Source organism: Streptomyces olivochromogenes (assembly GCF_021538895.1).
Taxonomy (GTDB): Bacteria; Actinomycetota; Actinomycetes; order Streptomycetales; family Streptomycetaceae; genus Streptomyces; species Streptomyces olivochromogenes_A.
Window position 1 is genome coordinate 1 of the sequence record NZ_JADDRL010000007.1, and the last position, 13,939, is coordinate 13,939.

The following is a 13,939-nucleotide window of genomic DNA, read 5'->3' on the forward strand; positions in this document are numbered from 1 at the left end:
AAAACCCCCGCATCGAAAGATGCGGGGGTTTTCTGTGTTCCGGGGGTATTCCGATGCTCCTTTCCCCTTTGGCTTCCTCTGAGCATCGGATTTCGGTCTCGGTATCAGAGGCGGCCGGCCGCCTTCAACGCCAGATACGCGTCCGCCAAGGCCGGCGCCAGATCATCCGGCGTCGCATCGACAACCGTCACACCGTGCCGACGGAGCTGTTCGGCCGTGCGATGCCGTTCCGCCTGAGCCTGTGCGGCTGCCGCTGCTTCGTACACTGCGTCGACGTTCCCACGAGCTGCGGCCATTTGGCTGATGTGTGGATCGGCCACTGAGGCAAGCAGAACCGTGTGCCGGTGGGTGAGTTGCGTGAGCACCGGCAGCAGACCTACCTCGACCGGGGCCGCGTCGAGGGTCGTGAGCAGGACGATCAGGGAGCGGCGCGGAGCCGTACGCAGCGCGGTTGCGGTGAGTCCGCGGGCGTCGGTCTCGACGAGTTCCGGTTCGAGCGTCGCCATGGCGTTGACCAGGGCCGGGAGGACATCGCCGGCCGCACGGCCCTGTACCAGGGCGCGGACCCGGCGGTCGTACGCGAGCAGGTCGACCCGGTCGCCGGCCCGGGACGCGAGCGCCGCGAGCAGCAGAGCCGCGTCCATGGAGGCGTCCAGGCGCGGGGCGTCACCCACACGGCCCGCCGAGGTACGGCCGGTGTCGAGGACGACGAGGATGTGCCGGTCGCGTTCGGGACGCCAGGTGCGTACGGCGACCGTGGTCTGGCGGGCCGTGGCACGCCAGTCGATGGAGCGGGTGTCGTCGCCGGGAACGTACTCGCGCAGGCTGTCGAATTCCGTGCCTTCGCCGCGGGTCAGCACGCTGGTGCGGCCGTCGAGTTCACGCAAACGGGCGAGTTTCGACGGCAGGTGCTTGCGGCTGGTGAACGGGGGCAGAACCCGTACAGTCCAGGGGACTCGGTGGGCGCCCTGCCTGGAGAACAGGCCGAGTGGGCCGTAGGAGCGGATGGTCACACGGTCGGCCTGGCGGTCGCCGCGGCGGGTGGGTCGCAGATGGGTCGTCACGCGGCGGCGTTCGCCGGCGGGCACCGTGAGACGGTGGCGCGAGGCGGCGACCTCCGTGCCGGGCTGCCAGCTGCTGGGTGGCCAGGCATCCCGCATCCGAGCCCGGAGCGGACGGCGGGACGGGTTGGTGACGGTGAGCGTCACGTCGGCTGCCTCGCCCAGGCGCACGGAGGTGTCGCCCGAGCGGGTCAGCACCAGGCGTCGTACAGGCGCCGCGAGGGCGAAGTCGCAGGCGCAAGCCAGCGCCAGCGGACCGTTGACAGCGAGGAAGCCCGTCAGGCTGGGCTCCCAGATGCCGACAGGGATCGAGCCGAGGGCCGCCAGGAGGGCGGCGCGACCGGTGAGGGCCATCAGCGGGGGACCGGGACGTGGGAGAGGATCGCGTTGATGACCGCGTCGGCCGTCACGCCCTCCATCTCGGCCTCGGGCCGCAGCTGTACACGGTGGCGGAGGGTGGGCAGGGCCAGGGCCTTCACGTCGTCGGGGATCACGTAGTCGCGGCCGGTCAGCCAGGCCCAGGCGCGGGAGGTCGCGAGCAGGGCGGTGGCTCCACGCGGTGACACACCGAGCGTGAGGGAGGGCGACTCGCGGGTGGCCCGGCAGATGTCGACGACGTAGGCGGTGATCTCGGGGGACACGGCGGTCTTGGCGACCGCGGCGCGGGCGGCCTCCAGGTCGGCGGGCCCGGCGACGGGGCGCACGCCGGCGGCGCGCAGATCGCGTGGGTTGAAGCCCTCGGCGTGGCGGGTGAGGACGTCGATCTCGTCCTGGCGGGAGGGGAGAGGGATCGTCAGTTTGAGCAGGAAGCGGTCCAGTTGGGCTTCCGGGAGGGGGTAGGTGCCTTCGTACTCGACCGGGTTCTGGGTCGCGGCGACCAGGAACGGCTCGGGGAGCAGGCGGGGCGTGCCGTCGACCGTGACCTGACGCTCCTCCATGGCCTCCAGGAGGGAGGACTGGGTCTTGGGCGGGGTGCGGTTGATCTCGTCGGCGAGGAGGAGGTTGGTGAAGACCGGGCCCTGCTGGAAGGAGAACTCGGCGGTGCGGGTGTCGTAGACCAGCGAGCCGGTCACGTCGCTCGGCATGAGGTCCGGGGTGAACTGGACGCGCTTGGTGTCGAGTTCGAGTGCGGACGCGAGCGCGCGGACGAGCAACGTTTTGGCGACTCCGGGGACTCCTTCAAGGAGAACGTGTCCGCGGCAGAGGAGGGCGACGACAAGGCCGGTCACGGCAGGGTCCTGGCCGACCACGGCTTTGGCGATCTCGGCGCGCAGGGCTTCCAGGGAGGCGCGGGCGCTGCCCGGATCCCCGGAGTACCCGGCGTTGTCAGTGGTCGGGGCCATCATGAACGGCGTACCTCTCTTTCGAGGGCGTCGAGTTGGTCGGACAGTGCGATAAGGGCGGTGTCGTCGCCTGGCGGCGGGCCGAACAGGAGGGAATGCAGGGCTTGTCCGTTGCCGTGGAGGTGGGCGGACAGAGCGGGGAGCAGGGCCTCGGTGGTGTGCGCCTGGGCCGCGGGGACGCCGACGAGGGGAGCCAGTCGGGTGCGGGTGGCGGAGCGTAGGGCGGCGGCCGCGCGGTCGCGGGCGTTGGCCTTGCGGTAGAGGCGGGCGCGGCCTTCGACGGTTTCGGAGGCGCGGATCGCCACGGGGAGTCTTTCGGGCACCAGAGGGCCGAGTCGGCGTGCCCTCCAGAGAGCGGCGAGGGCCGCGGCGAAGAACAGCTGCAGCGTGGCCCACAGCCATCCGGACGGGAGCAGGTCGAAGAAGCCCTTCTGCTCGCCCGTGCCGGTGGCCGTGGCGTCGGAGAGCGAGGGGAGGTACCAGACCAGATGGGGGCGGGAGCCGAGGAGTTGAAGGGCGAGCGAGGCGTTGCCCTGCTCGTCGAGGCGGTCGTTGTAGAGGATGTCGGGCGCGCCGAGGACGACGGTGTCGCCGCCTCCCGATGCCGCGGGGACGCGTACCAGGGTGGCCAGGCGCTCGCTCGGGTAGCACGAGTCGGCGTCGAGATGGCTCGTGGTGTAGCGGATACCGCCGGTGTCGGCGCTGCCCGCGCGCCGGGCGGCCGGCAGGGCGCAGTCGGGGGACAGCGTGGAGTCGAGGCTGGTGGCCGGGTCCGCGGTGACTCCGGGGGCGAGCCGTTCGACGGACCAGCTGCCGGGCGCGACCAGGACGGTGCGCCCTCCGGAGTGGGCGGTCGCGTAGTGCAGTTGGCTCTGCTGACGGTGGGTCAGCAGGTCGGGGACGGCCACCAGGAGGGTGGTGTCCGGGCCGGCCGCGGCGCGGGCCTCGTCGAGGGTAGTGACCACGCGGGTGGACACGCCGCGCTCGGCGAGGAGTGCGGACACGGCACGGCTGCCGTAGGGGTCGACGGAGCGCGGGTCGAGGCTGCCGTGGTGGACGTCGGAGCGGACGACGGCGATGGCGACGGCACCGACCAGGAGCAGTACGAGGGCGAGTACGACGCCGCGCGAACGGGTCCACACCTGGCGGGCGGTGGGCGAGGCCGAGGTGGACGGGAGCGTGGTGGCCCCGGTGGTCATTCGGCGGCCCCCTTGTGGGTGGTGTGGGCCGCGCTGTTCGTGCTGCTCGCCAGGACCGGCTTGCTGCGCTCCAGGTCGCGGTCGAGTTCGGCGATGCGGTGGTACGACTGCTCGCTCGACCGGCGTCCGCCGTACGTCACGTCGTCGAACTCCCGGGCGGCGGTGCGCAGCCGGTCGGTGTGCGAGGGCAGTGCGCGACCGGCCTCCGCCGCCGCCTCGTCGGCGGTGCGGCCGGGGCGGACGTCGAGCAGGGCGCGCTCTTCGAGGGAGCGGACGATGGCCCGCATGCGTTCTTGGAGGGCCTGGTTCCAGTGGCCCTGGGCCGCGTGTGCCTCGGCGGCCGCGCGGTGTTCGGCGGCGCTGCGGGGGCGGTCGTCGAACAGCGCGGGGGCGGAGGCGGCTTGGCGGTGCGGGGTGCCCAGGCGCCACCAGAGGGCGGCCAGTACCGCGATCACGGCCAGGATCACGACGAGGAGGCCGATCGTTCCTCCGGGTGTCGCGGCCGCGGCCGTGTTGAGCAGCCTGTCGAGCCAGTTCCAGAAGGCGTCCAGGGCCCGCTGGAGCAGGCCGGGATCGTTTTCGTGGTACATCCGCTTGGCCAGCTCACGCCGGGCCGCCTCCCGCGCGGGATCGCGCGGGATGGTCACCGGTGGCTCGTCGCCCGAGCGCGCCAGTGACAGCACGGCCGACGCCGTGGTGAGAACTCCCCCCGCCAGAGTCACCGTGTCAGCTCCCGGGGGTGGCGCCGTAGCCCTGGACACCGGCGGCGCGGGCCAGTTCGAGGTCGAGGGCCTCGCGCCGGATGCGCTGGTCGATGTAGAGGAGCACGGTCACGCCCGCCGTGATCGGGAACGTGATCATGGAGCCGATCACCGACCCGATCCCGCTGATGACGAGGTACGTCCAGCCGAGGTCGCCGGCGTTGCCGCTGAAGAGGTTGGAGACGCCGTCGCCGCTGACGGCGGCCGCGATCGCGGCGAAGGGGATGACGACGATCGACGCGACGATGTTCGCGATGATCGTGGCGAGCAGCTGGATGCCGAAGACCCGCCACCAGGAGCCGCGCACCAGCTTCGCGGAGCGGCTCATGGACTTGAGGATGCCCTGCTTCTCCAGCATCAGCGCCGGCGAGGCCAGGGAGAAGCGGATCATGAGCCACAGGGTGACGATGCCGGCTCCGAGGAGTCCGAAGATGGCAAGTGCCGCAGCGCCGCCGCCGCTTCCGCCGCCAACCGCCACGAGGATGCCGGGCAGCGCGCCGCAGAGCAGGATGCCGATGGCGATGAGCAGCAGCAGGAAGATCAGGCCGAACAGCTTGAGGACCTGGGGGCGGGCGTCGCGCCAGGCCTCGCCGATGCTCACCGGTTTGCCGAGTACGGCTCGGCTGGTGACCGTCGTCAGCAGGGCGGTCGCGATGATGGTGCCGATCATGGAGATCAGGACGACCGCGCCGGTGCTGAGCATGACCTCACCCAGGGCGTGGGTGACCTCGTCGAGCGAGGCGTGCGGGTCGCTGAGGGTCTTCGTGCTGGCGCTGTCGTTCAGGACGAGCCCCTGCAGGAGGATGACGAAGACCTCCGTGAGGACGGCGACGGTCAGCGAGATACCGAGGACCGTGCGCCAGTAGGTGCGCATGGTGGAGACGGCACCGTCGAGGATCTCACCGACGCCGAGCGGGCGCAGCGGGATCACGCCGGGCTTGGCGGCGGGCGGAGGTCCGCCCCAACCGCCGCCCCAGGCCCCGTATCCGCCGGGACCGCCGTAGCCACCTGGACCCCCGTAACCATCGGGGCCGCCGTATCCGCCCGGACCTCCGTAACCACCGCCGGGATGTCCGCCGCCCCAGCCCGGGCCGGGCGGTGGTGGCGGCGGTGCCTGGCCGGGGGCCGGGGCGCCGGTGGGCGCGGACCACTGGGCGGGTGGCGGCTGCTCCTTCGACCACTTCGAATCGCCGTCCTGCGGGCCCGTGCCCGGCTGTTCGGCGGGCTGTGCGGGGCCGGGGCGGTCGGCGGGCTCGGCAGGTCCGGACGCACCGGGTTCCTGCCCGTTGGACAGGGCGGATCCGGGCGAGGCCCAGCCCGGAGTGTCGTTCATCGAAGCTCCTTCACGGTGCCCGTCCGCGGTCGCGGTGGCAGGTTGGCAGCCATCGTGCCATGGGGTGGTCATCGAGCGACCGGCCGCGGTATGGGCTGCACACCTTCAATTGTCCGCCGGATAGCGGGCAGACTGACCGCATGGCTGATCAGTACGCGCAAACCGGCGAGGGCAAGAGGCCGACTGAGATACCGGTGATCCGATGGGAGGAGCCGCCCGAAGGTCCCGTCCTGGTCCTTCTGGACCAGACGCGGTTGCCGGCCGAGGAGGTCGAGTTGGTGTGCACGGACGCCCCGGCCCTGGTCGAGGCGATCCGTACGCTCGCCGTGCGCGGGGCGCCGCTGCTCGGCATCGCCGGGGCGTACGGTGTCGCGCTCGCCGCCGCGCGGGGCTTCGACGTGGACGAGGCCGCGCAGGCGCTGGAGAGCGCCCGGCCCACGGCGGTGAACCTCTCCGTCGGCGTGGACAGGGCGCGGTCCGCCTACCGCGCCGCGCTCGCCCAGTCCGGGGAGTCCCGGCAGGCGGCCGCGGCGGCGCTGGCCGCGGCGCGTGTGCTGCACCGGGAGGACGCCGAGGCCAGCGCACGGATGGCCGGGCACGGTCTGGCGCTGCTCGACGAGCTGCTGCCCGGCGGCGGGCACCGCATCCTCACCCACTGCAACACCGGATCGCTGGTGTCGGGCGGTGAGGGCACGGCGTTCGCGGTGGCCCTCGCGGCGCACCGGGCCGGGCGGCTTCGGCGCCTGTGGGTGGACGAGACGCGTCCGCTGCTGCAGGGGGCCCGCCTGACGGGGTACGAGGCGGCCCGCAGCGGGATGGCGTACACGCTGCTCACCGACAACGCCGCCGGCTCGCTGTTCGCGGCGGGAGAGGTGGACGCGGTGCTGATAGGGGCGGACCGCATCGCCGCGGACGGTTCGGTGGCGAACAAGGTGGGGAGCTACCCGCTCGCGGTGTTGGCCCGCTACCACCATGTGCCGTTCATCGTGGTGGCGCCGGTGACGACGGTGGACGCGGGCACGGCGGACGGGGCGGCCATCGAGGTCGAGCAGCGCCCCGGGTACGAGGTGACCGAGGTCACAGCCCCGCAGGCGGCCGCCGCGGGCGCGGGAGGCGGTATACCGGTGGCTCCCCTGGGGACACAGGCGTACAACCCGGCGTTCGACGTGACGCCGCCCGAGCTGGTGACGGCGATCGTCACCGAGGAGGGCGTCGCCTCGCCCGTGACGGCACAGGCTCTTGCGGGGATGCTGGACCGCGCGCCGGTGCGCGAGTCCCGGGGCTGACAGCCGCGCGGCGGACGAGGGCAGACAGTGACGGCCGGGTACGACTATCGTCACGGGCCAGTGACCCTCCTCACCAGCACGCCTGTCACTGTTACGAGAATGGGATGATGTCGTTTATGAAGGGACGAGTCCTTGTCGTCGACGACGACACCGCACTGGCCGAGATGCTCGGCATCGTGCTGCGTGGTGAAGGTTTTGAGCCGTCTTTCGTAGCCGACGGCGACAAGGCGCTGGCCGCATTTCGTGAGACCAAACCGGATCTGGTGCTCCTCGACCTGATGCTGCCCGGCCGGGACGGCATCGAGGTGTGCCGCCTGATCAGGGCGGAGTCCGGGGTGCCGATCGTGATGCTCACGGCCAAGAGCGACACCGTGGATGTCGTCGTGGGCCTGGAGTCGGGCGCGGACGACTACATCGTGAAGCCGTTCAAGCCGAAGGAGCTCGTCGCCCGGATCCGGGCGCGGCTGCGGAGGTCCGAGGAGCCGGCGCCCGAACAGCTCGCCATAGGTGACCTCGTCATCGACGTGGCCGGCCACTCCGTGAAGCGGGACGGTCAGTCGATCGCGCTGACGCCGCTGGAGTTCGACCTGCTGGTCGCGCTGGCCCGTAAGCCGTGGCAGGTGTTCACGCGCGAGGTGCTCCTGGAGCAGGTGTGGGGCTACCGGCACGCGGCCGACACCCGTCTGGTCAACGTGCATGTGCAGCGGCTGCGCTCCAAGGTCGAGAAGGACCCGGAGCGGCCGGAGATCGTGGTGACCGTCCGTGGTGTCGGTTACAAGGCCGGACCGAGCTGATATGTCCGGGGACAGTGCCGCTTCGGTTCCCGGACGGTCCGGGGCCCGTCCGGAGCGGCCTGTCGGCCGGAAGGCGGCGGGTTCGCGCTGGGGACGGTTCTTCGAGGGCGGGCTGCTGCAGGGCGGAGTCCAGGGCAGCCCGGTCCTCCGGTTGTTCATGCGCTTGGTGCGTCGGCCGCTGCTGCCCGTCATGCGGCTGTGGCGGCGCAACATCCAGCTCAAGGTCGTCGCCACGACGCTGCTGATGTCGCTGGGCGTCGTTCTGCTGCTGGGCTTCGTCGTGATCGGGCAGGTGCGCAACGGCCTGCTCGACGCCAAGGTGAAGGCCTCGCAGAGCCAGGCCACCGGTGGATTCGCGGTGGCCAAGCAGCAGGCCGACGAGGCGGCGAGCGGCGGCGGTGACGACGCGTCGGCGGTGGACGGACGGCAGTCCCAGAACGTCATCCAGTGGATGAGCGACCTGGTCGAGTCGCTCTCCAGCGGTGGCCAGGGCGCCTTCGACGTGGTCACCCTCCCGGCCGGCGACGACAGCGGTGGCGGGCGCAGCCCGCGCGGTTCCGGGGACGTCGACCCGTCCGCCAGCGTGCCCGAGGCCCTGCGGGACCGGGTCAACAGCAGCCCGACGGCGGCCCAGAGCTACACCCGCATCCTCTACAAGAACGGCAAGGACTCCCAGCCCGCGCTGGTCATCGGCAAGCAGGTCAACGACCCGAACGGTGACCCGTACGAGCTGTACTACCTCTTCCCGCTCACGCAGGAGGAGAAGTCGCTGAGCCTGGTCAAGGGCACGCTCGCGACCGCAGGGCTCTTCGTCGTCGTACTCCTCGGGGCCATCGCGTGGCTCGTGGTGCGCCAGGTCGTCACGCCCGTGCGGATGGCGGCCGGGATCGCCGAGCGGTTGTCCGCCGGACGCCTGCAGGAGCGGATGAAGGTCACCGGCGAGGACGACATCGCGCGGCTCGGCGAGGCCTTCAACAAGATGGCGCAGAACCTTCAGCTGAAGATCCAGCAGCTGGAGGACCTGTCGCGAATGCAGCGGCGGTTCGTGTCGGACGTGTCGCACGAGCTGCGCACCCCGCTGACGACCGTACGTATGGCCGCCGACGTCATCCACGAGGCCCGGGAGGACTTCGACCCGGTGACCGCGCGGTCGGCCGAGCTGCTCGCCGACCAGCTGGACCGGTTCGAGTCGCTGCTCGCGGACCTGCTGGAGATCAGCCGGTTCGACGCGGGCGCGGCGGCGCTGGAGGCCGAGCCGATCGACCTCAGGGACGTCGTGCGGCGGGTCGTCAGCGGCGCCGAGCCGCTCGCGGAGCGCAAGGGCACGCACATACGCGTGGTCGGTGACCAGCAGCCGGTCGTGGCCGAGGCGGACGCCCGGCGCGTGGAGCGGGTGCTGCGCAATCTCGTCGTCAACGCCGTCGAGCACGGCGAGGGCAAGGACGTCGTCGTCAAGCTCGCCTCCGCGGGCGGCGCGGTCGCCGTCGCGGTGCGCGACTACGGCGTCGGGCTCAAGCCCGGCGAGGCGACCCGGGTCTTCAGCCGCTTCTGGCGGGCCGACCCGGCACGCGCGCGTACCACCGGCGGTACGGGCCTGGGGCTGTCCATCGCCCTGGAGGACGCCCGGCTGCACGGCGGCTGGCTGCAGGCGTGGGGTGAGCCGGGCGGCGGCTCGCAGTTCCGGCTCACGCTGCCGCGCACGGCCGACGAGCCGCTGCGGGGCTCGCCGATACCGCTGGAGCCGAAGGACTCGCGTCGCAACCGTGGGCTGACCGACGCCGGTCTGCCGCGCGGAGGCGAGGACAAGCGCGCCACCGTGCCGGTGCAGCAGACGGGCGGTCATGCGCCGCTGCCGCCCCGTGCCCCGATCGCACAGCGGCTGACGGCCGCCGTTCCCGCCGCCGACCCGACGGCGCTGCCGGGCAACGGCGCGCGCGTGGTGCCCCGGCCCACCGGAAGCGCACGACGCCAGGACGACGCGCCCGCCGCCGACGCGGCGCGCGACGAGACCGGAGACGGGCCGGGCGGGGCGGCCTCCGGCGAGGGGGACTCGAACAAGCCAGGGGAGGCATTTCGTGGGCGTTGACCGCGAGGGGGGCGTCCGGCGCAGGCCGGGGCGCGCGGTGGCATACGGCGCCTGCGGTGTCGTACTGCTGGCGGGGTGTGCGTCGATGCCGGACAGCGGCGACCTGCGGGACGTCGAGTCCACCCCGAGGCAGGACACCCAGGTGCGGGTCTTCGCGATGCCGCCCCGGGACGACGCCGCGCCCGGGGAGATCGTGCAGGGCTTCCTGGAGGCCCTGACCAGCGACGATCCGAACTACGACACGGCGCGCAAGTATCTGACGGCCGCTGCCGCGCAGAAGTGGAGACCCGAGCGGTCCACCACCGTGCTCGCCGACGGTCCGAGCACCCAGCCCGACCCCAAGGCGGGCGGCCGGGAGGACTCGGGCAACCTCACCTACACGCTGGTCGGCAGCAGGGTCGCCACGGTCGACGTACAGCAGGCGTACTCGCCCGACCACGGGCCGTACAACAGGAATGTGCATCTGACCAGGGACCCCAAGAGCGGGCAGTGGCGCATCGACGCGCCGCCCGAGGGTGTCGTCATGGGCAAGTCGGACTTCCAGCGCAACTACACGTCCGTCAACAAGTACTACCTCGCCTCGGACACCTCGGCCGGGACGACCGGGCAGCCGGTGACCGTCGCCGATCCGGTCTTCGTGCGTGAACGCGTGGACCCGATGACCCAGCTGGTGCGCTCGCTGCTCAAGGGGCCGACGAGCTGGCTCGGGCCCGTGGTCAGGTCCAGCTTCCCGACCGGTACGGAGCTGAAGAAGGGCGTCGACTCGCTGGCGCCCGACGACCAGAACAAGCTGACGGTGCCGTTGAACGCCCGCGCCTCCCGCGTCGGGACGGCCAAGTGCACCGAGATGGCGACCCAGATGCTGCTCACACTGCAGGATCTGACGCCCACGCTGGACGCGGTCGAGCTCCAGGGCGCCAACGGCAAGAGGTTGTGCGACTTCACCCGCGAACGGGGCTCCGCGAAGGGCCCCGAATACCTCTACTTCCTGGACGACAAGCACCGCCTGGTGCGGATGGCCGACGCCAGTTCGAGTACCAGCGTCGTTCCGGTGCCGGGTGCGCTGGGCGAGGGTGACAAGCCGCTGCGCTCGGTGGCGGTCTCACGCGACGAGCACGACGCGGCCGGGGTCAGCTACGACGGCAAGTCCTTGTACGTCACCTCGCTCGCGTCGGGCGGTTCGCTCGGGGATCCCGTCGTGCACAGCCAGGGCGCCACTTCGGACGACCGGCTGACGACGCCCAGCTGGGACGCCCGCGGCGACCTGTGGGTGGCAGACCGCGACCGGCGCGACCCGCGGCTGCTCCTGCTGGAACAGGGCGGGGGCCGGCCGGTCGAGGTGCGGACCCCGGCGCTGTCCGGCCGCATCAAGGACGTGCGGGTGGCTGCCGACGGCGTGCGGATAGCGCTCATCGTGGAGCAGGGCGACAAGCAGTCGCTGCTCGTCGGGCGGATCGAACGCGAGGAGAAGTCCGGCGAGCAGCCGGTGGTCTCCGTCCTCGAACTGCGTTCCGCCACGCCCGGGTTGGAACAGGTCACCGCCATGTCGTGGTCCGGGGACAGCCGGCTCGTGGTGGTCGGGCGCGAGCAGGACGGCGTGCAGCAGATGCGGTTCGTCCAGGTCGACGGCTCCACTCCGGAGGGCCCGGCGCCCGCGGCGCTCACGGGTGTCAAGGCCGTCGCGGCGTCCGAGAACGACCGGGTCCCGCTCGCGGCCTACTCGGAGGACGACGGCATCGTGCGGCTGCCCTCCGGCGCGCAGTGGCAGAAGATCGCCAAGGAAGGATCCGCACCGGTCTATCCGGGGTGACGTGGCGGATCCGGAGGACATCCTCCGAGGCCGCCGACCTGCCCGTTCACTCAAGTGGGTGAACGGGTTTGCCCGTCGCGCGGAGTTGTCCACAGGCAGTTGTCCACAGGGGTGGCCGGTCCGCTCGGACATGGGCACAGTGGTGGGCATGCGGGGGTGGTGGCAGGACCTCACCGACCTGGTGCTGCCGGCCGAGTGCGGAGGCTGTGGGAGGCCTCGCACGGTGCTCTGTCCGGAGTGCCGTGCCGCCCTGAGCGGGGCCGCACCGGGCCGGGTGCGACCGGTGCCGGAGCCGCCCGGACTGCCGATGGTCCAGGCGGCGGCTCCGTACGTGGACGAGGTACGGGCGATCCTCCTCGCCCACAAGGAACGCGGGGCGCTGGCACTCGCCGGGCCCTTGGGCACGGCTCTGGCGGGGGCGGTGCGGGCGGGGCTCCAGGATCCTGGTGGATGTGGTGGAGGAGTCGGTCGGCGCGAGCACGGTACGGCGACGGGACCGGCCGGTCGGTACGTGCAGGGAATCGCGGCGCCGATCGCGTCTGCCGGGGCTGCCGGGGTCGTCGGGGCAGCAGTGGTGGCCGGGGCTCGTGTGGTCGCGCTCGGCGACCGGCGCGCGCGGTGCGTGTCGTCGCGGGACGACGGCGTGCGGGGTGGCATCGGGGACGCGCCCGTGCTGCTCGTTCCGGTGCCCTCCGCGCGACGGGCCGTGCGGGCCCGTGGGCACGACCCGGTGCGGCGCATCGCGCTGGCGGCCGCCGGTGAGTTGCGGCGGACCGGTACGCCCGCCCGGGTGGTTGCCGTACTGCGCCAGCGGCGTGTCGTGGCCGACCAGTCGGGACTCGACTCCCGGCAGCGGCTGGCCAACCTCACGGGTGCGCTGGAGGTGGTGTCCGGTGGTGTCCGGCTGCTGTGCGGCGGGAGCGTCGTGCTGGTCGACGACCTGATGACCACCGGCGCCTCCCTGACGGAGGCGGCGCGGGCCTTGCGGGAGGCGGCCGGGCCGGATGGCGGGACAACGGCCGTGTACGCGCGCGCAACTCGGGAAGGAAGAGAGGAACCGACAGCCGGATCAACGGGAGAGAGGGACAACGGGGTGCGGTGTGCGGCCGTGGTCGCGGCACCGCCGGATTCCTTCGAAATAAACCGGAACTGACTGCGAACTTGCATCGTTGCAGGTAGTGAGAGGGCCTATTCGCCTGAATGGAGGTACGCCGCAGTAGAGGGTGACGACATCCGTCCGGGCGAGATATGTTCGGTGTGAGGGAAAGGCGCAGGCCATCCCTCTCATATCCGAATGCCGTGCCGCTGGTTTTCCGCAATCACCCGCGGCGCTGGGGTGCAGATCTTGCCCATGGGGGAGGAGGAGGTGGAAGTCACCGAGTCCGAGGTTCCGGGGCTCCCCGGAACCTGGTGCAAAAGGGAGATGCTCCGCCGCTGGAGCGGAGCGATCCGGGAACGGAGTTCTGCGTGGACATCGTCGTCAAAGGCCGCAAGACCGAGGTGCCCGAGCGGTTCCGCAAGCACGTGGCCGAGAAGCTGAAGCTGGAGAAGATCCAGAAGCTCGATGGCAAGGTGATCAGCCTCGACGTCGAGGTGTCCAAGGAGCCCAACCCCCGACAGGCCGACCGTTGCGACCGAGTGGAGATCACGCTCCGCTCCCGCGGTCCGGTGATCAGGGCGGAGGCAGCGGCCAGCGACCCGTACGCGGCACTCGACCTGGCCGCGGAGAAGCTGGACGCCCGGCTGCGCAAGCAGCACGACAAGCGGTTCTCGCGCCGTGGTGCGCGCCGGATCTCGGCGGCCGAGGTCCCCGACCACGTTCCGGGCGCGGCGACGCTCAACGGGAACGGCATCCCCGTTCACGACGAAGACGCGGGTTCGGTACCCACAAAGAAGATGGGCTCGCTGGAAGTGCAGGGCGAAGGCCCCCTCATCGTCCGCGAGAAGACCCACGTCGCCTCCCCGATGACCCTCGACCAGGCTCTCTACGAGATGGAACTGGTCGGACACGACTTCTATCTGTTCGTCGACTCCGAGACCAAGGAACCGAGCGTCGTCTACCGCCGGCACGCCTACGACTACGGTGTCATCCACCTCAGCACGGACCCGATGGTTGCCCAGGCGCATTCCCCCGCGGCAGGCGGCACGCTGGGCGGCTGACTCGCCCGGCTGACGACTGAGCAGGTGCCCCTGGAGCGCGCGTGTGCGCCCCCAGGGGCACCTACGTGCGACCACTTCGCGCCCCTCTCCGTCACCCCAGTGTCGG

General features: G+C 71.7%; 11 protein-coding genes. 6 read left to right on the forward strand and 5 right to left on the reverse strand.

Features of this window, described 5'->3' with window-relative positions:
• Positions 1-104: 104 nt before the first annotated feature.
• The 5 genes from IPZ69_RS05035 to IPZ69_RS05055 are packed head-to-tail and all read right to left on the reverse strand — an operon-like array spanning position 105 to position 5,697.
• A complete protein-coding gene (locus IPZ69_RS05035) occupies positions 105-1,415 on the reverse strand; it encodes a DUF58 domain-containing protein (protein WP_235452562.1) in 1,311 nt (436 codons plus the stop codon).
• Positions 1,415-2,404: an AAA family ATPase gene (locus IPZ69_RS05040; RefSeq protein WP_235452563.1), complete on the reverse strand. Its 990-nt coding sequence runs from the start codon at positions 2,402-2,404 to the stop codon at positions 1,415-1,417. Before IPZ69_RS05040 ends, IPZ69_RS05035 begins: the two co-directional genes overlap by 1 nt.
• Complete coding sequence (locus IPZ69_RS05045) at positions 2,404-3,603, reverse strand: DUF4350 domain-containing protein (RefSeq protein WP_235452565.1); 1,200 nt, start codon at positions 3,601-3,603, stop codon at positions 2,404-2,406. The genes IPZ69_RS05040 and IPZ69_RS05045 overlap by 1 nt, the downstream gene beginning before the upstream one ends.
• On the reverse strand, positions 3,600-4,325 hold the full coding sequence (locus IPZ69_RS05050; RefSeq protein ID WP_235452568.1) for a DUF4129 domain-containing protein: 726 nt from the start codon (positions 4,323-4,325) through the stop codon (positions 3,600-3,602). Before IPZ69_RS05050 ends, IPZ69_RS05045 begins: the two co-directional genes overlap by 4 nt.
• A gap of 4 nt (positions 4,326-4,329) precedes the next feature.
• Positions 4,330-5,697 carry a DUF7544 domain-containing protein gene (locus IPZ69_RS05055; RefSeq protein WP_235452570.1) on the reverse strand — a complete coding sequence of 456 codons (1,368 nt, stop codon included), beginning with the start codon at positions 5,695-5,697 and terminating at the stop codon, positions 4,330-4,332.
• Positions 5,698-5,837: 140 nt separating this feature from the next.
• On the opposite strand from IPZ69_RS05055, the gene mtnA reads away from it, so the two are divergent.
• The 6 genes from mtnA (at position 5,838) to hpf (ending at position 13,833) form a co-directional block, all read left to right on the forward strand.
• Positions 5,838-6,983 (forward strand): S-methyl-5-thioribose-1-phosphate isomerase, encoded by a 1,146-nt coding sequence (gene mtnA / locus IPZ69_RS05060; RefSeq protein ID WP_235452572.1) that lies wholly within the window; start codon positions 5,838-5,840, stop codon positions 6,981-6,983.
• Positions 6,984-7,087: 104 nt separating this feature from the next.
• Positions 7,088-7,777, forward strand: a complete 690-nt coding sequence (mtrA, locus tag IPZ69_RS05065; RefSeq protein WP_015659998.1) for a two-component system response regulator MtrA — start codon at positions 7,088-7,090, stop codon at positions 7,775-7,777.
• A 1-nt stretch (position 7,778) separates the two neighbouring features.
• On the forward strand, positions 7,779-9,863 hold the full coding sequence (mtrB, locus tag IPZ69_RS05070) for an MtrAB system histidine kinase MtrB (RefSeq protein ID WP_235452573.1): 2,085 nt from the start codon (positions 7,779-7,781) through the stop codon (positions 9,861-9,863).
• The gene (locus tag IPZ69_RS05075; protein ID WP_235452574.1) at positions 9,853-11,673 is read left to right on the forward strand and encodes an LpqB family beta-propeller domain-containing protein; all 1,821 of its coding nucleotides are present in this window, start codon (positions 9,853-9,855) and stop codon (positions 11,671-11,673) included. Before mtrB ends, IPZ69_RS05075 begins: the two co-directional genes overlap by 11 nt.
• Positions 11,674-11,821: 148 nt before the next feature.
• Entirely contained in the window at positions 11,822-12,826 is a 1,005-nt protein-coding gene (locus tag IPZ69_RS05080) for a ComF family protein (RefSeq protein WP_235452575.1), read from the forward strand.
• A 314-nt stretch (positions 12,827-13,140) separates the two neighbouring features.
• Entirely contained in the window at positions 13,141-13,833 is a 693-nt protein-coding gene (hpf, locus tag IPZ69_RS05085) for a ribosome hibernation-promoting factor, HPF/YfiA family (protein ID WP_374292803.1), read from the forward strand.
• Positions 13,834-13,939 lie beyond the last annotated feature (106 nt).